This window comes from Mesorhizobium sp. BHscii, assembly GCF_053848065.1.
This window is the reverse complement of the sequence record NZ_JBSPKW010000009.1, coordinates 140549-161099: the sequence shown is the minus strand read 5'-3', so window position 1 is coordinate 161099 and position 20551 is coordinate 140549. Positions and strand designations below refer to the sequence as shown.

The 20551-nt window shown below is 62.4% G+C and carries 18 protein-coding genes and 1 pseudogene; 6 read left to right on the top strand and 13 right to left on the bottom strand.

Annotation, left to right across the window (positions count from 1 at the left end; all coding sequences use genetic code 11):
- Window positions 1–31: 31 nt before the first annotated feature.
- From ACWTU7_RS15160 to dhaL, 3 genes and pseudogenes are all read left to right on the top strand, one after another.
- A pseudogene (locus ACWTU7_RS15160) lies at window positions 32–211 on the top strand (hypothetical protein); the annotation flags it as partial.
- A gap of 55 nt (window positions 212–266) precedes the next feature.
- Window positions 267–1274 carry a dihydroxyacetone kinase subunit DhaK gene (locus tag ACWTU7_RS15155; protein ID WP_455838988.1) on the top strand — a complete coding sequence of 336 codons (1008 nt, stop codon included), beginning with the start codon at window positions 267–269 and terminating at the stop codon, window positions 1272–1274.
- Window positions 1275–1285: 11 nt separating this feature from the next.
- The gene (dhaL, locus tag ACWTU7_RS15150; RefSeq protein WP_455838987.1) at window positions 1286–1924 is read left to right on the top strand and encodes a dihydroxyacetone kinase subunit DhaL; all 639 of its coding nucleotides are present in this window, start codon (window positions 1286–1288) and stop codon (window positions 1922–1924) included.
- On the opposite strand, the gene derI is transcribed toward dhaL, so the two are convergent.
- The 3 genes from derI to ACWTU7_RS15135 all read right to left on the bottom strand — a co-directional run bounded on the left by derI (window position 1921) and on the right by ACWTU7_RS15135 (window position 4028).
- Window positions 1921–2364, bottom strand: coding sequence for a D-erythrulose-4-phosphate isomerase (gene derI / locus ACWTU7_RS15145; RefSeq protein WP_029355267.1), 444 nt, complete (start codon window positions 2362–2364; stop codon window positions 1921–1923). The genes dhaL and derI overlap by 4 nt on opposite strands.
- Before the next feature lie 27 nt (window positions 2365–2391).
- The gene (locus tag ACWTU7_RS15140) at window positions 2392–3177 is read right to left on the bottom strand and encodes a triose-phosphate isomerase (protein WP_455838986.1); all 786 of its coding nucleotides are present in this window, start codon (window positions 3175–3177) and stop codon (window positions 2392–2394) included.
- A gap of 83 nt (window positions 3178–3260) precedes the next feature.
- Window positions 3261–4028, bottom strand: coding sequence for a DeoR/GlpR family DNA-binding transcription regulator (locus tag ACWTU7_RS15135; RefSeq protein WP_455838985.1), 768 nt, complete (start codon window positions 4026–4028; stop codon window positions 3261–3263).
- 292 nt (window positions 4029–4320) lie between these two features.
- On the opposite strand from ACWTU7_RS15135, the gene fba reads away from it, so the two are divergent.
- A complete protein-coding gene (gene fba / locus ACWTU7_RS15130; RefSeq protein ID WP_455838984.1) occupies window positions 4321–5385 on the top strand; it encodes a class II fructose-bisphosphate aldolase in 1065 nt (354 codons plus the stop codon).
- Between the two features lie 35 nt (window positions 5386–5420).
- On the opposite strand, the gene ACWTU7_RS15125 is transcribed toward fba, so the two are convergent.
- The 10 genes from ACWTU7_RS15125 to ACWTU7_RS15080 form a co-directional block, all read right to left on the bottom strand.
- On the bottom strand, window positions 5421–6383 hold the full coding sequence (locus ACWTU7_RS15125; RefSeq protein ID WP_455838983.1) for a sugar phosphate isomerase/epimerase family protein: 963 nt from the start codon (window positions 6381–6383) through the stop codon (window positions 5421–5423).
- Complete coding sequence (locus tag ACWTU7_RS15120; protein ID WP_455838982.1) at window positions 6383–7900, bottom strand: glycerol-3-phosphate dehydrogenase; 1518 nt, start codon at window positions 7898–7900, stop codon at window positions 6383–6385. The genes ACWTU7_RS15125 and ACWTU7_RS15120 overlap by 1 nt, the downstream gene beginning before the upstream one ends.
- 49 nt (window positions 7901–7949) lie before the next feature.
- Window positions 7950–8990: a 2-hydroxyacid dehydrogenase gene (locus ACWTU7_RS15115; RefSeq protein ID WP_455838981.1), complete on the bottom strand. Its 1041-nt coding sequence runs from the start codon at window positions 8988–8990 to the stop codon at window positions 7950–7952.
- A 10-nt stretch (window positions 8991–9000) separates the two neighbouring features.
- Window positions 9001–10554 carry an FGGY family carbohydrate kinase gene (locus ACWTU7_RS15110; RefSeq protein ID WP_455838980.1) on the bottom strand — a complete coding sequence of 518 codons (1554 nt, stop codon included), beginning with the start codon at window positions 10552–10554 and terminating at the stop codon, window positions 9001–9003.
- Window positions 10554–11678: an ABC transporter ATP-binding protein gene (locus ACWTU7_RS15105; RefSeq protein WP_455838979.1), complete on the bottom strand. Its 1125-nt coding sequence runs from the start codon at window positions 11676–11678 to the stop codon at window positions 10554–10556. Before ACWTU7_RS15105 ends, ACWTU7_RS15110 begins: the two co-directional genes overlap by 1 nt.
- On the bottom strand, window positions 11675–12793 hold the full coding sequence (locus ACWTU7_RS15100) for an ABC transporter ATP-binding protein (RefSeq protein WP_455838978.1): 1119 nt from the start codon (window positions 12791–12793) through the stop codon (window positions 11675–11677). Before ACWTU7_RS15100 ends, ACWTU7_RS15105 begins: the two co-directional genes overlap by 4 nt.
- Before the next feature lie 5 nt (window positions 12794–12798).
- Entirely contained in the window at window positions 12799–13656 is an 858-nt protein-coding gene (locus ACWTU7_RS15095; RefSeq protein WP_095518160.1) for a carbohydrate ABC transporter permease, read from the bottom strand.
- Window positions 13657–13665: 9 nt separating this feature from the next.
- Window positions 13666–14589, bottom strand: a complete 924-nt coding sequence (locus tag ACWTU7_RS15090; RefSeq protein ID WP_455838977.1) for a carbohydrate ABC transporter permease — start codon at window positions 14587–14589, stop codon at window positions 13666–13668.
- A gap of 204 nt (window positions 14590–14793) precedes the next feature.
- Entirely contained in the window at window positions 14794–16239 is a 1446-nt protein-coding gene (locus ACWTU7_RS15085; protein ID WP_095518158.1) for an ABC transporter substrate-binding protein, read from the bottom strand.
- 44 nt (window positions 16240–16283) lie between these two features.
- A complete protein-coding gene (locus ACWTU7_RS15080; RefSeq protein ID WP_095518157.1) occupies window positions 16284–17258 on the bottom strand; it encodes a sugar-binding transcriptional regulator in 975 nt (324 codons plus the stop codon).
- Between the two features lie 456 nt (window positions 17259–17714).
- Here ACWTU7_RS15080 and ACWTU7_RS15075 point away from each other — a divergent pair, with 456 nt between their 5' ends.
- Both ACWTU7_RS15075 and ACWTU7_RS15070 read left to right on the top strand, forming a co-directional pair.
- Window positions 17715–19115: an SWIM zinc finger family protein gene (locus ACWTU7_RS15075; RefSeq protein ID WP_455838976.1), complete on the top strand. Its 1401-nt coding sequence runs from the start codon at window positions 17715–17717 to the stop codon at window positions 19113–19115.
- Window positions 19112–20551: a DUF5691 domain-containing protein gene (locus ACWTU7_RS15070; protein WP_455838975.1), complete on the top strand. Its 1440-nt coding sequence runs from the start codon at window positions 19112–19114 to the stop codon at window positions 20549–20551. The genes ACWTU7_RS15075 and ACWTU7_RS15070 overlap by 4 nt, the downstream gene beginning before the upstream one ends.

Genomic DNA, 20551 nt, shown 5'->3' with positions numbered 1-20551 from the left:
TTGCCCTGAAGGGCGATCAGGTCGGAACGTCGTCAAGGTTCTCAGCGCGGCGGTAAAACTCCTGCTTTGGCACAACTATCATGACGGCGCGGAACATCACCGCTTCTTCTTCGAGCACTTCAAGCTCAAGGGCAAAGAGGCAGCCAATGCCTGCATGCAGATCCTGGCCGCGCGGGAACGTATCGCCGCTGAAATGTCCGTCGCCGGGTAGAAATCCCGGTAACACGCTGTACTATCTGCGAAATACGAAACTCGGGAGGATGCAGGTGCAGACCAAGAAGATCGTCAACGACGGCAACCGCACTGTCGATGAGATGCTGGAAGGCATCCTGGCTGCGTATCCCCGCCATCTCAAAAGCGCGGCGGGCAGCCCACGCTCGATTATCGCCCGCGATGGACCTCGCCAGGGCAAGGTCGGCCTCGTCATCGGCGGTGGCTCCGGCCACGAGCCGACATTCCTCGGCTTCGTCGGCAAGGGGCTGGCCGACGCGGCCGCGATCGGCAATGTCTTCGCCTCGCCGCCGCCCGACCCGATCCTCGAATGCGCCAAGGCGGCCAGCGGCGGCGCCGGCGTGCTGTTCATGTATGGCAATTATGCCGGCGACGTGATGAATTTCGACATGGCCGCCGAGATGGCGGCGATGGATGACATTGAGGCGCGCACCGTGCTGACCACTGACGATGTGGCATCGGCGCCGCGAGACCAGAGACACAGAAGGCGTGGTGTCGCCGGCAATTTCTTCATCTTCAAAGCCGCTGGTGCAGCCTGCGACCGGATGCTGTCATTCGATGAATGCGAGCGCATCGCCAGGAAGGCCAACGATCACACCTTCACCATGGGCGTGGCGCTGTCGCCCTGTTCGCTGCCGCAGACCCGCCGGCCGAATTTCGAGATCGGACCGGACGAGATGGAGATCGGCATGGGCATTCATGGCGAGCCGGGCATCGCACGTGGAAAACTGAAAACGGCCGACGAGATCACCGACGAGATGCTGGACAAGATCCTCGACGAGATGGCGCCGGCGCATGGCGACAAGGTCGCCGTGCTCGTCAATTCGCTCGGCTCGACGCCGCTGATGGAGCTTTACATCATGAACCGGCGCGTGAAGCGTCGGCTGGATGACATCGGCGTGTCAATTCACGCGACATGGGTCGGCAACTACTGCACCTCGCTCGAAATGGCCGGCGCCTCGGTGACGCTGATGCATCTCGACGCCGAATTGCAGGCGATGCTCGACCATCCTTGCGACTGCGCCATGTTTCGCGCCGGCTGAAAGTAGCATCCATGACATCCGTCGATACGGCCGATCTGAAAAGAATGTTTGATGAAATCGCAGTGGCGATCGAAGCCGACAAGGACAGGCTCTGCCAGCTCGACGGCGTCATCGGCGACGCCGACCATGGCATTGCCATGGGGCTCGGTTTCGGGGCGGTGCGCGATGCACTCGCTTCGCTCGAGCTCGCGGCGACCGAGCCGACAGCTCTCCTCAACACCGCGGCCAAATCGTTCCTCAACGCTGTCGGCGCCTCGTCGGGCCCGCTTTATGCGACCGCCTTCATGCGAGGTGCGGCCGCCGTCAAGGGCAAGGCGACGCTGGCGAGCGCCGACGTCATCGCCATGTTCCAGGCGATGGCGCAAGGCATCCAGGATCGCGGCAAGGCCGAGATCGGCGAAAAGACAATGGTCGACGCCTGGCTGCCTGCGGCTGAGGCGGCTGCGGTCGCGCATGCCTCCGGCAAGACACTGTCAGAAAGCCTAGCAGCCGGCCTTGAAGCAGCCGAACGGGGCGCCGAGGCGACCAAGGACATGATTGCCGCGAAGGGTCGCTCATCGCGGCTTGGCGAACGATCGCTAGGGCACATGGACCCCGGCGCCGCGTCGGCCGTCACCGTCATTGGCGCGATGCGGAAAAGCTTGGGTTAGCCCAGCTTCGCCGCGTCGAGCCTGTCGATGGCCTGGACATTGCCAGCCGACGGTCCCTTTTCGTCGAACTCCGATGCGAGCCAGGCGTCGACGATCGACTTGGCCAGTTCCGGGCCGATGACGCGGGCGCCCATGGTGATGATCTGGGCATTGTTGGATTTCGCAGCGCGCTCGGCGGAGTAGGTGTCGTGGGTAAGTGCTGCGCGAATGCCGGGCACCTTGTTGGCCGAGATGGAAACGCCGATGCCGGTGCCGCAAAACAGGATGCCGCGATCGTTCTCGCCGTCGAGGATGGTCTGGGCGAGCTTCTGCGACAGGTCGGCATAGTAGCCCGCCTGGCTAAGGTCGCTGACGGTGAGACCGGGTTTGGTGGCGAGATGCGCGGCAATGACGTCGAGCAGCGGCTTGCCCGCGCTGTCGGCTCCAATGGCTATTTTCATTTTATTTCCCTTTCCTGTTCATCGATACTAGATCGCCGCCGAGGCGCGTTGGAGGATGTCGATATAGCCTTCCGCCTGCCAAGCGGAGCGGCCGATGAACAGCCCGTCGATATGCGGCTGGCCGATCAACTCGGCGGCATTTTGCGGATTGACGCTGCCGCCATAGAGCACTGGCGGCACGGCCGGCAGGAGTTCGCCGGCGATCTTCTTGATCAGCGCCTGCTGCCTATCAGCGTAGTCCGCACTTGCCGGAATGCCCTTGTCGCCGATCGCCCAGACCGGCTCATAGGCAAACAGGATCGTCGCCGCTTTCGCCTCGCCTTCGAGGACCTTTAGCGCGCCGTGCACCTGCAAGGCCAGCACCGCATCGGCCTGGCCGCTGTTGCGTTGCGCCAATGTCTCGCCGACGCAGATGAGCGGCACCAGCCCGTGCTTTACCGCCGCAGCTACCTTGAGGCCGACAGTATTGTCGGTCTCGCCGAAATGCTCGCGCCGTTCGCTATGGCCGAGCTCGACGAGGTCGAGGCCGCAATCCGTCAGCATCACGGGCGAGATCTCCCCGGTCCAGGCTCCGGCGTCGGCCCAGTGCATGTTCTGCGCGCCGACCTTGACCCGCGTCGTCGCCAACGCCTTCTTGACCTCGCGGACCGCCGTGAAGGGCGGGATGACGAAGGGCTGGATGCGGTCGTCGAAACCGGGGACGAACCCCGCCAGCGCCTTGGCGAAGTCAGTCGCCTCTGCAAGCGTCTTGTTCATTTTCCAGCTTGTGCCGACCCAGTAAACCACGCATTCTCCTTCTAGAGCCTGTTCCATCCCGCGTAGCGGGATGGAGCTCTATCTTCTTCTTTGACCATGATCTTTTCCGAAAACCGGTTCCCACTTTTCGGGATCATGGTCTAGTCCTTCTCGACTAGTGTTAGCGAAACATCGGCGCCATCCAACGCCTGGCGCATCTGTGGTCCCAGTTCGCGACCGGTGAAGACGGCGTCGAACGCCTTGAGATCGGTCAGGAAATGCAGGGCCGTGCGGCCGAACTTGCCGTGATCGACCAGCAGATATTTACGCGCGGCGGCGGCCATCATCAGCCGCTTGGTGTGGACCACTTCCTGGTCCTGGTGGAAGGCGGAAGCGCCGTGGATGGCAGACGACGACAGGAAGGCCACATCGGCGCGCAACGATCTCAACGTGTCCTCGGCCAGCAGGCCGAAGAAACCGTGAAATTTCTTGCTGTACTGGCCACCGAGCGCAATCAGGGTGATCCCTCCAATGCCTGCCAGATCCTGTATGACGGCCAGATTGTTGGAGATCACAGTCAGCGGGCGGAGATCCGCAAGGTGGCGCGCGATGCCACCGGCCGTCGAGCCGTCGTCGATGATCACCGTCTGGCCCGGTTCAATCATCGCCACTGCGGCAGCCGCCAGGCGCTGCTTCTCCTCACCGGCCTGCTTCTGACGGTAGCGGAAATCGCTTTCGAACAAGCCGCTCGGCTGGATCGAGGCGCCGCCGCGCACCTTGCGCAGGAAACCGCTTTCCTCAAGCTCGTCGAGGTCGCGATGGACGGTCATCTTCGACACGCCAAATCGCGAGGCGAGGTCATCGACACTGGCCGTGCCAGTGTCCATCAGAAAATCCATGATGCCTTGCCGGCGGCCGCCGCTCTTCATTGTCCAGCCTGTTTCCTGAATCCGGTCCGCTGTGAATCCGCCGTGGCGGAAACCGCGAGCCAAAGCTACTATAACAGAGTAAAACGCATAGGCGTCAAATTTTTTGTGATGATGTGACATTTATTTGGGATATTATTCGCTTCTGATTGCTGTGCTGTAACAAGAATTGCTTCTCGGTGGCATGGCCAAAGGTTGCGGTTCTCTGGAAATCCGGCCAGAAGCATCAAAGGGCTGAACGACGATCGGACGGCTCGCAACCATAGGCTTGAAACCAAATACGGGAGACTATTGGGTGGCTCGCATCACATTGAGACAATTGCTCGACCATGCCGCCGAACACGGCTATGGCGTGCCTGCGTTCAACATGAACAATATGGAACAAGGCCTCGCCATCATGGAGGCCGCCGAGGAGACCAAATCGCCTGTTATTCTGCAAGCGAGCCGCGGCGCCCGCGCCTATGCCAACGACGTCGTGCTGGCCAAGCTGATCGACGCGCTGGTCGAGATCCATCCCGATATTCCAGTCTGCATGCATCTCGACCACGGCAACAACGAGGCCACCTGCGTGACCGCGATCCAGCATGGCTTCACCTCGGTGATGATGGACGGCTCGCTGAAAGAGGACGGCAAGACGCCGGCCGATTACAATTATAATTCGGGCATCACGGGCCGGGTCGTCGACATGGCGCATTGGGGCGGTGTTTCTGTCGAAGGCGAGATCGGCGTGCTCGGTTCGCTGGAGATGGGCGGCGGCGAACAGGAAGACGGCCATGGTGTCGAAGGCGCTGTCAGCCACGACCAGTTGCTGACCGATCCGGAACAGGCGGTGCAGTTCGTCAAGGACACACATGTCGACGCGCTGGCCGTCGCCATGGGCACCAGCCACGGCGCCTATAAATTCTCGCGCAAGCCGGACGGCGCTGTTCTGGCCATGAACGTGATCGAGGAAATCCATCGCCGCCTGCCCAACATGCACCTCGTCATGCACGGATCGTCCTCGGTGCCGGAAGAACTGCAGGAGATCATCAACAAATATGGCGGCCAGATGAAGCCGACATGGGGCGTGCCGGTCGAGGAGATCCAGCGCGGCATCAAGCACGGCGTGCGCAAGATCAACATCGACACCGACAACCGCATGGCGCTGACCGGCGCGATCCGCAAGGTGCTGACCGAGAACCCGAGCGAATTCGACCCGCGCAAGTATCTGACGCCGGCTATGGCCGCCATGAGGAAGCTGTGCAAGGAGCGCTTCGAGCAGTTCGGCACCGCCGGCAACGCTCCCAAGATCAAGCCGCTGCCGGTCTCGGAAATGGCCAAGCGCTACAAGTCGGGCAGTCTCGATCCGAAATTCGGCTGAGTTCGGCCGGCCTCATCTGACCGGGGCGGCCCGGTTCAACGGGCAGGAGCCGTACCCTGCCCGTCTCGCGGCAGGAGTGCCGCCCTGCCGGTCTCGATGAACGGCGCCCAGTAGTCGACCGATTCGCGGATCATGGCGACGACCTGGTGATCGACCGGCTCGCGCTCGCGAAACGACAGTTCGAGGCAGATCTCGTTGTCGACGCCGCCGCCGCGGCGAACCGTCTCCAGGAATTTTTCCGGCGTGATGCGGCCGTCCTGGTTGTAGGCGGCGATGAACGGCCAATGACCGCCCTTGTTCATCGACGACTGCTTGACGTGGATGATCGGCGATACGTTGGGGAAGGCTTCGGCCCAGGCATAGGGGTCGATGTCGGCCGGGTTGCTCGACGTCACGTCGCCATGGTCAATGTCGACCATCATCTTCATCGGGATGGCCATGCCGGCTGCCTCGATCTCGTTGTGCAGTACCCGGCAGCTCTCGATTGTATGGCCGAATTCGCGCCCGACCGACATCGGCTCCCAGAACAGATAGGTTAAACCGGCCGCTTTGGCGTGCTCGGCGACCTCGCGCCAGCATTCCAGCGCGATGTCGAACAGCCGCGCGCGGCGCTCGGGATCGTCGAAATCCCTGTGCGTGAAGATAGCGAACTGGGTCCCCATACCGGTCGCGCCGAGCTCGGCCGAAATGTAAGCAAAGGTCTTGAACCAATCGACATAGTAGCGGCGCACATCGGCGTCCGGATGGCCGAAATGGTTGAGCCGCCCATAAGGGCCGGTCATCCCCGACGTCACGCGCACGCCGGTGCGGTCGAGCGCGTTGCGGAACAGGCGGATGAATTTCGAGATCGTCGCCGCCGGCCAGCCGGGATTGACGAATTCATGCGTGAGCTGCACGTCCCGGATGCCGATGTCGTAAGCGATCGCATCGATCAGATCGTCCGGTTCGGCGAAACGGTTGACCAGCGGATTGGTGTTGAGAGAAAGCGTAAAGGCCATCAGCTTGCTTTCACCAGCCGGCTCGCGCACCAGTCCTCGAAGGCGGCTCTTTCTGCGGCGGACAGATGCAGCCCATGCTTGGTGCGCCGTTCGAGAATGTCGGCAGCGGTCAGCCCCCATTCATATTCGAACAAATAATTGGCTTCGCGTTCGAAAAAATCCTTGCCGAAGCACCGCCCCAGATCGGCGACTGACCTGGCCGCACCGACCAGAACGCGCGTCCTGGTGCCGTAGAGCCGGCCATAATGCTTGACCAGCGATGCCGGCATCCAGGGATATTCGCGGCTGAGATCGCCGAGAAACTGCTCGAAGTCGGCATTAGCGATATCGCCACCCGGCAAATAGCCTTTCGATGTCCATGGCGTGCCCATTTTCGGAAAGAACGGGGCGATCCTATCCAGCGCGTGCTCGGCCAATTTGCGGAAGGTGGTGATCTTGCCGCCGAAGACGGAGAGCAACGGCGCCTGCCCGGCCGATGCGTCGAGCTCGAAAATATAATCGCGCGTTACCGCGCTGGGGTTGTCGGCGTTGTCGTCATAGAGCGGCCGGACGCCGGAAAACGAGTAGATGACATCGTCGCGGGCAAGTTCGCGCTTGAAGTAGCGGTTGACGATTTTGATCAGGTAGTCGATCTCGCTGCTATCAGCCTTCACATCTTCCGGCCGCCCGTCATAGGGGATGTCGGTGGTACCGATTAGCGCCAGATCGTTCTGGTATGGGTTGATGAAGATCACGCGCTTGTCGCTGTTCTGGACGAGATAGGCCTGCCGCCCCTCCCAGAATTTCGGCACGACGATGTGGCTGCCCTTGACCAGGCGCACATTTCGTTTGGAGTTCTGGCCCGCCACGCGGTTGATGATGTCGTTGACCCAGGGACCGGCGGCGTTGATCAGCGCCCGTGCCCGAACTGTTGTCGTGACGCCGGTTCGGCTGTCGCGCATCTCGACCGACCACAGGCCGTTTTCACGGCGGGCGGCGGTGCAGGCGGTCCGGGCAAGGATCTTGGCTCCGCGCTCCGCGGCATCGAGCGCATTGATGATGACGAGACGGGCATCGTCGACCCAGCAATCGGAATATTCGAAACCGCGCTTGAACACATCCTTGATCGGCGCGCCTTCGGGCGCGGTGCGCAGGTTGAGCGTGCGGGTGGCCGGCAGCCGCTTGCGGCCGCCGAGATGATCGTAGAGGAACAGGCCGAGCCGGACCAGCCATGCCGGCCGGTCGTCAGGGCTGTGCGGCAGCACGAAGCGCATCGGCCAGATAATGTGCGGAGCGGATTCAAGCAGCACTTCGCGCTCGATCAGCGCCTCGCGCACCAGCCGGAATTCGTAATATTCAAGATAGCGCAGGCCGCCATGGACGAGCTTTCCCGATCGCGAACTGGTGCCTTCGGCCAGATCGTCCTTCTCGCACAGAATGACGGACAAGCCGCGGCCGGCTGCGTCGCGCGCGATGCCGGCGCCGTTGACACCGCCGCCGATAACGAAGAGGTCGACGATTTCAGTGGCGCCGCTCATTTCGCCGGGTCCTCGGTGCCTGGATTGTGTTTCATGGCTGCCGCGACCTTCAGCATGGATTGACCGGTGGGAGCCCGGCGATGAAGCGGCGCACCTCTTCGGCCGCCTGCTCGGCCGCATAGGTCACCGTGCGCACCGATGCGCCGGCGATATGCGGCGTCAGCGTGACGTTCGGAAGCTGCAGCAGTGGCCAGTCCGCAGGCACCGGCTCGACCGCGAACGTCTCCAGCATCGCGCCGCCGATATGGCCTGAGACGAGCGCATCGTAAAGCGCGTCGTAGTCGACCAGCGGCCCGCGCGCCGTGTTGACGAAGATCACCCCAGGCTTCATTCGGGCGATGGTGTCCTTGTTGATCAGTCTGCGGGTCTCCTCAGTCACCCGGGGATGAAGCGTGACCACATCGGAGCGGGACAGGAGATCGTCGAGCGCGACCAGTTCGACGCCGCCATTGCGGTCTTCGGCGCTCAGTTGCACGTAGGGATCGGTGACCAGGATGCGGCAGCCGAACGCGCGCAACAGGCGGACAACCTTGGTGCCGATATTGCCGTAGCCGATGACGCCGACGGTCATTTCGTTGAGCTCGCGGCCGGTGCGGTCGGCCCGGTAGAGATCGCCGCGCCATTCCCCTTTACGCAAGGCTTCGTGCCCGACCCGGATCAGCCGCGTCTCGGCAAGGATGGCACCGATGGTGAACTCGGCCACCGCACTTGCATTGCGGCCGGGCACATTGACGACGGTGATGCTGTGGGCCTTGGCGGCAGCCATGTCGATGTTGATCGGGCCGCCGCGCGAGACCGCAACCAGTTTGAGTGTGGGCAGGCGCTGCATCATGATCTCGGAGAGCGGCGCAAGCTGGGTGACGAATATCTCGGCGTCGCCGATGAAATCGACCACCTCGTCCGGATTGCCAAAATACTCCTTGACCTTGTCGAGGCCGAGCGCCGCATTGCCGAATTCCATCGGCTCGTCGGGCCAGGCCGCCTCATGGGTGCGAATGTCGAGATTGTCGCCGCAGGCCTTCTCGATTTTCTCGCGAAACACTTCGGGAAGCATGAAGCGGTCGCCAATGATTGCAATCTTCTTACGCATGCTCGACTTCTCAGTTTGCCCTGGATGCGGCCATCGACCGCCAGACCGGCCGCAGCGCCTCATGCGCCAATGTGTAGGACGGAGCCACCCGCTCATAGATCGCGGCAAGTTTTCGGTCGCGCGGTTCCGCCGCGCCAAGCAGCGGCGTGACCCATTCGCCTACGCATTCGTCCATCGACCTGTATTGGCCGACGCAAACCGCAGCGATCATCGCGGCGCCCGCCGCACCGGCTTCCTCGCGTTGGCTGGTGCGAATGTCGGCGCCGACGACAGCGCCCAGGATCTTGCGCAGAGCCGGGCTTCTGGCCGCACCGCCGGTCAGCCGGATCTCGCTCGGCAGCGGCCCCATGGCGGCGTAGCAATCGCGCGACGCGAATGCCAACCCCTCGAAAACGGCGCGGACCATGTCGGCATAACCGTGCCGCGACGAAATGCCGACGAAACCGGCCCTGGCATTGGCATCGACGAACGGCCCCCGCTCACCGGCCTCCGACACGTAGGGCTGATAGAGCAGCGAGGCCGGCTCGGATACGGATATCCACTGATCGACCAGCGCGATCATCTCGCCATTGGTGCGCGTAATGCCTTGCGAGGCGAGAATGCCGGAGGCGAGGCTAAGGACCCAATCGATGTTGAGTGTCGCCGCCATGTTCGACTGCATCTGCGCAAAGACGCCGGGCGTCGGCATCGTCATCGTGTAGCCGGTCGCCGCCTCGTTGAGCAGCACCTCGTCCGGTGTCTCCGCAAGCCGCATATGCATGCCGGTGGAGCCGATGATGGAGCAGCCGGGCTTGCGCTCGCGGTCGAGCAGGCCGGCGCCGAGCGCGGTGCAGGCCACGTCGACATAGGCCAGCACCACCGGCGTACCGGAAAGCAGCCCGGTCCCCTCGGCAGCCGTCGCCGAGAGGCCGGCGCTATGCCTGGTGCCGTCGACGATCGGCGGCAGCAGATGCCTGAGATCAGCGACGCCGAGCACCTCAAGCACATCGTCGCAATAGCCACGCGTGCGGAAGTCGCCAAAGGTGAAGGTCCCCTCCGACGGATCGGTGGCGCGTTCCCCGGTCAGGTTGAAATAGAGCCAGTCCTTGCAATGGAATGCCGTCGCCGCCTTGCCAAGCATGTCAGGCGCGTTGCGCTTCATGAAGGCAAGCTGCGGCCCCTGCTGACAGGCGGCCAGCCCGCTGCCGGTCTTTTCGAAACGGAGCCGGTCATCGGGCCGCGCGCGGATCTCCTCGACGATCGCGGCAGCGCGCGCGTCGAGCCACAGCCAGCCCTTCGCGACCGGCTCACCCTCCTTGTCGATCAGCCAGGTGCCATCGCCCTGCCCGGTCACGGCGATGGCAATGGTGCGGCTGGCAAGGTCCGGCACCTTGTCGGCAAGCTGGCGCAAGGTGGTCGCGGTATCGGCCCAGGTGCGCGCCAGATCCTGCTCGGCGCCGCCGCCCGGCAAGGTCTCATACCGGTTCGGCAACGCCGTGGCCGCGAGCTGCCGGCCCGCCGTGTCGAAGGCGACGGACTTGATGACAGACGTGCCGGCGTCGATGCCGATCAGCACATCCCGCATCAGGCAAGCTCCATGCCGTGCGAAATGGCCATGCCGCTGGACTGATCGAAGATGTGCAGGTTTTTCGGATCGATGCTGATATTGATCGGCGCGCCAAGCTCCAGCCGGGTCCGATCATGTTCGACCAGAACGAGCGAACCGCCGGCGAAATCCGCCGCGATATGCGTCTGGTCGCCGAGCCACTGGTTGGCCGAAACCGTTGCCGGCACGCCGTCCTTCGAGCGGCGAACCGCGTAGGGCCTTATGCCGATGACGACCCGCTGCCGTTTGAGCAATTCGTCGCGAACCGAGCCGCTGAACGCGTCCTTGTCATAGTCGAGCGAAAGTCCGTCGGGCAGCCGCAGATTGATCTTGTCGGCAGCCGTGCCGACATAGGCCTCGAAGACATTCATCGGCGGCTCGCCGACGAAGGTGCCGGTGAACAGGTTGGCCGGCCGCTGCTTGAGCATGTCGGGCGTGTCGAATTGCTGCAGCACGCCGCCTTCCATGACCGCGATCCGGTCGGCAAGCGCATTGGCCTCGGTCTGGTCGTGGGTGACGAGGATCGCGGTCAAGCCGCGCTCCTTGATGAAGTGCTTGATGCGGCCGCGCAGCACGGCGCGAAGTTGCGGTTCGAGCTGGCCCATCGGTTCGTCCAGCAGATGAAGATCCGCCTCGCGGATCAGCGCCCGGCCGAGGCTGGCGCGCTGCTGCTGGCCGCCGGAGATGGAGCTTGGATAGCGCTCCAGAATGTCCTCGATCTCGAGCAGCTTGGCGATGCTGGCAACCTTCGCATCGACGTCGCTTTTCCGCAGTTTGGCCGCCTTCAGCGCAAACGCCATGTTCTCGCGCACGGTCAGCGGCGGATAGAGCGAATAGCCCTCGAACGCCATCGCCACATTGCGCTTGACCGGAGGCAGCGTGTGCACCTTGCGGCCGGCAACCGAGATGGTGCCGCGCGAGACCTCCTCGAAACCGGCGATCATGCGCAATGTCGAGGTCTTGCCGCAGCCGGACGAGCCGAGCAATGCGACGATCTCGCCCCTGCCGATTTCCATCGTCAGGTTCTGGACGGCGTGCACGCCCGTGTCGATCGGACCGTAGAACTTGTCGACGCCGGAAATGGTGAGTGCGCTCGGGATCATGCCGCTTCTCCGCTGCGCAAATTGACGACGTTCCTGGCGCCGATTCTGTCGCCGCTCGCATGATCGAACAGCAGGGCGCTTTTGCCGTCGACGGCGATATGAGCCCTGCCCTCGGTCTGACCCGGTGTTCCGGCCGGCCGGGAGACCAGGATTTCACGGCCGCGCACGGTGCGCACCAGCGTGACGATCTTTTCATTGAGCGGCGTCTCCGCCTCGACCGTCACCGGAATGGCAGCGGGCGTTCCTTCGTCGACGAAGCTCAAGGCTTCGGGCCGTAAGCCGATCACGCAGTCGCGGCCGACCGTCGCATCATAGGCACCCGTCAGATGAACCTGGACATTCGACAGGCCGACATAGATGCCCTTGGCATCGCGCGACGGCTTGACGTCGAGCAGGTTGATGGTCGGGTCGCCAAACAGCCGCGCGATCTCGATGTTCGCCGGCTCACGATAGATTTGCTCGGGTGTGCCGAGCTGCTTGATGACGCCTTGCGACATCACCGCGATGCGATCGCCGAGCGCCATGGCCTCTTTGTAGTCCTGGGTGACGTAGACGACGGTTGCGCCACGGTCGGCCAGCAGCCTCGGCAATTCGAGCCGCATTTCGAAGCGCAGTTTGGCATCGACGTTGCGCAAGGGGTCGTCGAGCAGGAGAACCGGCGGCGAGCCGACCAGAGCGCGGGCGAGCGCGGTACGCTGCTTCTGGCCGTTGGACAGCGCCCTTGGCCTGTGGCTGAGCACATGTCCGATCTTGAGCAGCTTGGCGACGCTCTCGACGCCCGCCTTCATCACACTTTGCGACGAACGCTTGGCCTGAAGCGGCGTGGCGATGTTGTCGAACGCGGTCATATGGGGAAACAGTGCGAAATTCTGGAACGCCATGCCGACGCCGCGGAACTCGGCGTCAAGATCGGTCATGTCCTCGCCGCCGATGAAGATCTTTCCCTCGTCCGGGTCGATAACACCGGCGACCAGCCGCAGCAGCACCGTCTTGCCGGCGCCGGACGGTCCGAACAGGACCAGGGTTTCGCCGTCGGCGACGGTCAGCGAAAGATTGTCGAGGACAGTCTGGCTCTTGTAGCGCTTGACGACGTTTCGCAGTTCGAGGCTGGCCATAAGAACTATCCCTTTACCGCGCCAAGCGACAGGCCTTCGACGAGATAGCGCTGCGCATAGAGGGCAAGCGCCAGCGTCGGCGTGATCGAAAGCACGATCGCCGCCGAGATCTGGCCATACTGGATGCCGGAGGAGGTGATGAAGGCCAGCGCACCGACTGTCACCGGCTGCTTGTCGGCCGAGGCGAGCACGAGCGCGAAGACGAAATTGTTCCAGGCAAAGATGAATGCGAGCAGGCCGGCAGCCGCAATGCCCGGGCCGGCGAGCGGCAGCGCGATCTTGCGGAAGGTGGCGAACCAGGAATGGCCAGCGATGCGATAGGCATATTCGATGTCGGCCGGGATGTCCTCGAAATAGCCGCGCACGATCCATAGGATCAGCGGCAGGCAGATCAGCTGATAGACCCAGATCAGTCCGATATAGGTGTTGGCCAGTCCAAGCTTCTGGAAATAGAGGGTGAGCGGCAGGAGCACCAGCAGCGCGGGCGCGAACCGGAACGAGAGCAGCGTAAAGGCAATGTCTTCCGAGCCGCGAAACTTATGCCGTGCAAAGGCGTAGGCCGCCGGAACGCCGAGCAGCAGCGCGACGGCGACCGAGGTGACCGACAGGAACACCGAATTCCAGAGGTTGCGCATGAAGGCGATGTCGAGCGTGCCGGCCGCCGTCGTCAGCTTTCCGGTGATCAGCGCGGTGTAGTTGGCCAGCGTCGGCTTGAAGACAAGCTGTGGCGGAATCCGCAAGATGGTTTCGTTGGTCTGGAACGACATCATTAGGATCCAGACAATCGGGAACATGAAGAAGATCACGACCAGTGTCAGCGCTATGCCGCGCAGGATGCGTTCGAGAAGCGAGGTGTGTTCCATCTCAGCCTCCTATGCCTGGCCGCGGGCGCGTTCGCGCAGCCGCAGCCAATTCTTGATGAAGATATTCGAGAGGAAATAGGTGATTGCCCACAGGATGATCATCAGCGCTGCCGAGCGGCCGACATTGGTCGACTGGAAGAAGTTGAGATAGGCCTCGACCTGGAAGACGGTCAGCGTGTCGCCCGGACCGCCCTGGGTCATGGCATAGATGATGTCGAACTGCTGGATGGAATCAAGCAGACGGAACAGCGTCGCCGTCAGGATGTAGGGCATCAGCATCGGCAAGGTAATGCGAAAGAACACGAAACTCCTCGGCACGCCGTCAAGTGCTGCCGCCTCGAAGGGCTGCGTCGGCAGGCTGCGCAGGCCGGCAAGCAGCAGGATCATGATGAAGGGCGTGTAGACCCAGATGTCGACAAGGATCACGGTGAAAAGCGCGGTCGACGGCGACGAGGCCCAGCGGAAATCGTGCAGTCCGATCAGGCTGGCGAGATAGCTCAGCACGCCGAAGCCGGGATTGGTCATCAGCTTCCACATCAGCGCGGCAAGCGCCGGCGCCGTCATCAGCGGCATCAGCAGCATGATCGAGATGAAGTTGTTCAACGTCGAGCGCTTCTGCAAGAGCATGGCGATGCCGAGACCGAGAAGCAGTTCGAGCAGGACGGTGATACCGGCATAGAGCAGCGATATCTCCAGCGTGTTCCAGAACTTCGGGTCGGTGAAAAAAGAGATGTAATTGTCGCCCCAGTTGAACTGACGCGCCCAGGGCTGGCTCAGCCGGTAGCGCTGGAACGAATAGACGACCGATGTGAAGAACGGGATCAGGATACCAATGCAGACGAGCAAGGCCGGCAGGCTAAGCACATAAGGCAACACCCTCTTGCTGATCCTGAAGCCGGAAGGCTTGTTTCTTTGCATGGTCGCCGCAGTCATCGTGCTGTTCCATCATCTCTGTTGCTTCGCCCTGCCGACCGCCCAGGGAGCTAGGCGGCCGGTTGGGCGAGTGGCGGCACCGCCAGTGTTTGAGCATCGGATTTTCCCAAAACCGGTTTCCACTTTTGGGTCCGATGCTCCAGGCGCCGCTTCGCAGTGGAATGGCCGGCTGGCCCGCAAAGCGGGCCAGCCGTTCGCCAGGACTTAGCCGAGCCCGGCTTCCTTGAGCTGGCCATCGATGCTGGTGGCCAACATGTCGATGCCTTCGTCGACGGGCACTTCCTTGGCCACCATCTTCTGCAGCGTCGCCGCCCATTCGGTGGTGAGATCGAAGAACAGCGGCTGCGGTGTGAACTTGATGCTGGCGCCGGGCGCCGAGACGTCGAACATCTCGACATAACCCGGGTAGCTCTTGTTCAGCTTCTCGCGAAACATCTCGTCGTTCCAGACCGACTGACGGACCGGATTGACGAAGTCCATCTTGGTCGCGCCGAACAGTGCATGCTCGGGCCCGGATGCCCATTGCATGAAGTACCAGGTGGCGTCCTTATCCTTCGAGAAATTGGACATCGACAGCGACCAGATCCAGATGTTGGGCGTCGGCGCCTTGGCGGCGGGATTGGCCTTGAAGGCGGAGAAGGCGAGCTTGCCTGCCATCTTGTTGTCGCCGCCATTCATAAAGTAGCCGAGGATGTCGGCGTCGAAAATCATCGCCGAGGCGCCGGCGCCAAGATCGGTGCCGACCTGATACCAGGTATAGGTCGACCAGTCCTTGGGGCCGCTCTCCTGGATCATCTGAACCCACTGCTTGTGGAAGGCCTTGGATTCGGCGGTGTTCATCGCGGCCGACAATTTGCCGTCGGCCGAGACATTCAGGTCCTTCTGGTCAAAGTTGGCATAAGCCGAGAGGAAGCCGGGATGGATCGTCGCCCAGGAGCGCGAGCCGCGCACGCCGATGCCGTAGACGCCACCACCGACATCCTTGGTAAGCTTGGCCGCCGTAGCGACCATCTCGTCCATATTGCCGGGAACGCCGACGCCGACCTTGTCAAACATACCCTTGTTGTAGGTGATGTTGTTCTGTTCGAAGCCCCACGGAATGCACCACTGCTTGGCGTCATCGGAGCCGAGCACTCCGCCGGGCTGGCCGTTCCAGGCGCAGGACTTCCTGACACCGGGCAGGAAGTCGTCCCAGGCATAGTTCACGTTGGTCTTGGTCGGATCTTTGATCCACTCGTTGAGGTCGGTGATCCAGCCGGCCGGGCCGTAGGTCCAGGTCATGTAGGCGCCGGTCATGAAGGCATCGTATTCAGGCGAGCTGGCCGACAGCGCAGCGGTGACCTTGTCGAAATAGACGTCTTCCGGGAAGACGTCGTAGACGACCTCCATGCCGGTCAACTTCTTGAAGTTTTCAAGGTTGGCGATCATCGCATCGGCGTAAGGATGCTTGTTTAGCAAGAGCTTGATGGTCTTGCCCTTGTGCGCCTGCCAGTCGAAATCCGCCGCCAGTGCGCGGGTCTGCCCCAGATTGAGCAGCGTGCCGGCAGTGCCGGCGGCAAGGCCCATTGCGCCGAGGCCTTTGATCAGCCCACGACGATCGACTTGTCCGCGCAGGAACGCGTCGATCAGGTCTTTCTCTTTCTCATGCATTTGTCTTCTCCTCCACAGGGTAGTTTCAATCGAATGGTTGCCGGCTACCCGACCGGCGTCTGCTCCACGAGTGATCGCGCCGTCCGCTCATCGGTGACCAGGCCTTTGAGATAGCGGCCCTCCAACACCGACTTGATGGCACGAACCTTCACCTTGCCGCCGGCAACGGCGACAATCCTGCGATTGCTGATGTCTTCGCGCGCCAGCGCCAGCGCCCGGTTGGAAAGGGTCGTCTCGACCGCTTTTCCAGCATCGTCGAAGAAATGGCCGAGCAGTTCGCCGACGCCGCCCTTGCGGCGGATCTCCTCCATTTCACCCTTTTCGATCATGCCGGTGGCGACCAGCGACGCCTCGCGCTCGGCGGTGCCGATACCGGCAATGAGCAGGCCGGCGGCCTTGCCGAGATCGAAGACCTCGCTGATGCCTTTCTGCCCGAGCAGCACGGTTCGATCCTCAACCGTGTTGGCGAACATCGGCACCGGCATCACATAGGCTTCCGCGCCGGTCCGTTCGGCCAGACGGTGAATGACGTCGTGCGGATTGGCCGAGAACTTGCGCGTCAGGCCGCCAAGCAGCGAAACGAAACGGGTCTTTTCGGCCGATATGCGCGGCAGATATTCGACGCAGGCGGCAAGCGTGCGGCCATGACCGACGCCGATCAGCGTGTCCTCGCCGCGTTCGATTTCACGCTTGAGGAACTGCGCGCCGGCAATGCCAAGCGCCTTGAGCGGCAAGTCTTCGCCATCGAAGTCGGGGACGACCTCGCAATAATCGAGGCCGTAGCGGCTGGACAAATCATCTTCAAGCGCGACGCATTCCGAGACTTCGCCATCGATATAGACTTTGACCAGCCCTTCCTGATTGGCCTTGGTGATGAGGCGATGCGCCTTGAGGCTGGTCAGGCCAAGTCGCTTGGCAACCTCCGACTGGGTCAGGCCGCCAGCATAATGAAGCCAGGCGGCACGTGTCGCCATACTGGTTTCATCGTCGCGCAGGAGGCCGTTTCCAAAACCAACCATTTCCGCCCTGAGATATTTTTATCAGCTGGTGCAAAATTTTTCACAAGGCGTTGCAGGAGTCAAGCACCGCACCGTTCAAATCGCACAAAAAGGCGCCAAAAAGATTCAGCCCGCTGGAGCGCGATCGTGCAGGTTAGCGCCCGTTGAAGTGTCGGGCCTGTCGACCTGAAGGGCAAAGGCTGAACGGCTCGCTCCAGCGAACCAGTTGCATGGGTTGCTAACTTGCTCCCGTCCACTAAGCGCACAACTGGGCTGGCCGACGCCAAACGCCGTTTTGCTGAAAATCCTCTGCCTGCCGAAATGGCGGTGGACCGCGCTTGCGGATCAGGTGAATTCGGCCGCATAAGAATAAGATCGAGAAGTATCGATCTTCGCTTCACGAGAGCTACAATAATTCTTCACAAACGGCTATCTATCCGGCGACAGGCGTTTGGTTCGAGTCACGAGGGGCGCGGCTTGGAATTCGATTTGAAGACCATCGAGGCGCTTGCCCCCGATCAGGCGTCGCTGAGCGCCGCCTCCAAGCTAACCAAACGATCGAGCTGGCCGCGGCTGGAAAAGAATGAGCAGCAGGCGCTCATCTGGGGTGAATGCCAGGGCTCCGGCTCCAATCCTTATCGGGTGGTGATCGACACAGGCGACCACGGCTACAAATGCACGTGCCCATCGCGAAAATTCCCGTGCAAGCACACGCTGGCCCTGATGTGGATTGCCGCCACTGCGCCAGCCAGTTTAGCAGCCGCTGAATCGATACCGGAATGGGTGAATGACTGGCTCGGCCGGCGCAGGAAGACGACGCCACCGCCAGCGCAATCGACATCCGGCGCGGCAGCCAAGAGCATCGATGAAGCCGCACGGACGGACCAGAGCGCTGTGGTCGAAGACGTTGCGGCGGTGGAGCGTCGTGAGGCAGCGCAGCGAAAGCGGGCGGAAGACACACGACAAGCAGTGTCGGCGGCGCTAGATGAACTCGACCAATGGATCGCCGACCAGTTGCGGCTTGGCCTTTCGGGTTTTATCGACGGCAGCAGCGACCGTTGCCGCCGGATTGCTGCGCGGCTGGTCGACATGAAGGCAACCGCGCTTGCCGGTCGCATCGACGAGATCCCATCGCGGCTGATGGCGCTACGCAGCGAAGAAAGACCGGATGCGGCGATCCGCGAGCTCGGCAAGCTTGTGCTGCTGGCCAAGGCGTGGCGGTCCGCGCCTGACGATCCCGAGCTGAAGCGCCTCGTATCGACGTCTGAGACCCGCGAACAGGTTCTGGCCAATCCCGATGCAAGACAGGTCGAAAGCTTCTGGGAAGTTCTGGGCGAGAAAATCGAGAGCCGCCGTGACGGTCTCGTCAGCCATTCGACCTGGCTGCTTGATCTGAAGAGCACTACCCCGCAATTTGCCGTGCTGCTCGATTATTTTCCGGCTTCTGCCGGACGCCGGTCCAACGCTTTTGCTCCGGGCGATCGTTTCGATGCCCGGCTGGTCTTCTATCCATCACGCAAGCCGCTCCGCGCACTGGTGGCGGAGCGCATGGGTGAAGTGATATCCGGCGCGTGGCCTGATTTCAGCTTCGGCGCTGCAAAGGACCCACTCGCCACGCATGCTTCCTATCAGGACTCTGCACCTTGGATTGCCGATTGTCCTCTCATGCTGCCGCCTGGTGCGATCCTGGTCGACGACCGGGGCACAGGCTGGTGGCAGGCCGCGGATGATCCGCAAGGGATCGCCTTGCCGATCGCAGGCGCGGTAAATCAAACATTGCTCGGCCTCGACCTTGCCGCCACGGCAGCGCTCTGGGATGGCGCCCGGCTTGACCTTCTGGCGGCGCAAAGCGGGTTCGGGAGGCTTGACCTGTCGTGAACGAGGGCGAGCAAACAGGCCTGGCGACAATGCGCGATTGCTGGATCACCGGCGGCGCCGCTTTCGATTTGGCTCCGACCGCCTGGAAGACGATCGCCGGCGGTGCAAGTCCCGACGAGCAGGAGCGCCGACTCCTTGCAATCGCAGCACAAGCGCTCGACGTCGCCCTGCGGCCTGCGGCGCCGAACACACTCAAGCGCCGTCCCCCGCTGCCCAGGCTTGCGCTCCCTATGCTGCCGGAGCGATTGCGGCCGCTGTTGAGAGCCGCTCTGAAACACGCCGTCGACGCGAGACGCAAGACGCGCGTGGTGACGCTTGTCGCCAGCCGCGGCTTTGTCCTCCATCCGATGGACTGGATGCCCTCGGATCAGAACAGTCCGGACGTCTACGCTCCCTGGATCGACTGGCAAGCAAGCTTCGACGGGGAGAGACATGCCCCACTAGAGAAACTGACGGCGGAAAATTGGGATGAATTCTATCCCGCCGCGCGACGCATCGCGCTGGCAAACATGCGACGCACTGAATCAGCTTCGGCTCGAATGCTGATCGAGGCCAAGGCATCGGGCGAGCTGGCCGAGGTCAGGCTTGCGCTCATCGAACTCATGCGCTTCGACCTGAATCCTGAGGACGCGCCGTTCCTTAAAAGCCTCTCCGCCGACAGGTCCGGCAAGGTGCGCGAACTGGCTGGCCGGCTGCTGGCAAGGCTGGGAGAGCACGGCCACTTAAGCGAAGGCGGGGCGGATGACCCCGCAGTCGAACTCGCCGCCTTCATCAGCGAAGGCAAATCCGGCTTCATCCGCCGCCGGACAACTTACACGCCGGCGAAACTGAAATCCCCAGCGCAGGAAAAGCGCCGCGCCGAATTGTTCGAGACCTGCAATCTGGTCGACCTTGCCGCACGGTTCGGCACTACGGAACCCGAATTCATAGGAGCCTGGCAATTCGGCACCGACAACAACGCTGACATCCTAATCGCACGAATGGTCGCCGCTTCAGGCAGCGACGCTGCGGTGACGCAGATGGCGGATACACTTGTCGCGGATGGCGGCAAACCGGCGCTGTTCGTACTGCACCTCACGCCGCGCCTGGACAGTCGCAGAAAACGAGCCCTCGTCCGGCTGATCCTCAAGCAAGCAAATTACCTCAGCGCGATCAATCTTGCGGAAGGCATTGATGCTGGCTGGCTGGAATGGGACGATCTCTCGAATGGGTCGGCTCTTGCGGGGTTGCGTTCCGCCGTTGCGGGAAACGACGAAGCCGTGCGGCGGGGCACCGACGATATACTGGAATCGCTTGGCTTTCTTGCCACAGCGACCACAGCGGCAAAATTGATCGACGAGGTGGTCGCAGCCGGCATGCCGCCCGCGGCCCCATCACTCAGCGTCGTGCGTCTCAACGCGGCGCTGGCCGAACATCAGTCTAGAACCGACCCATGA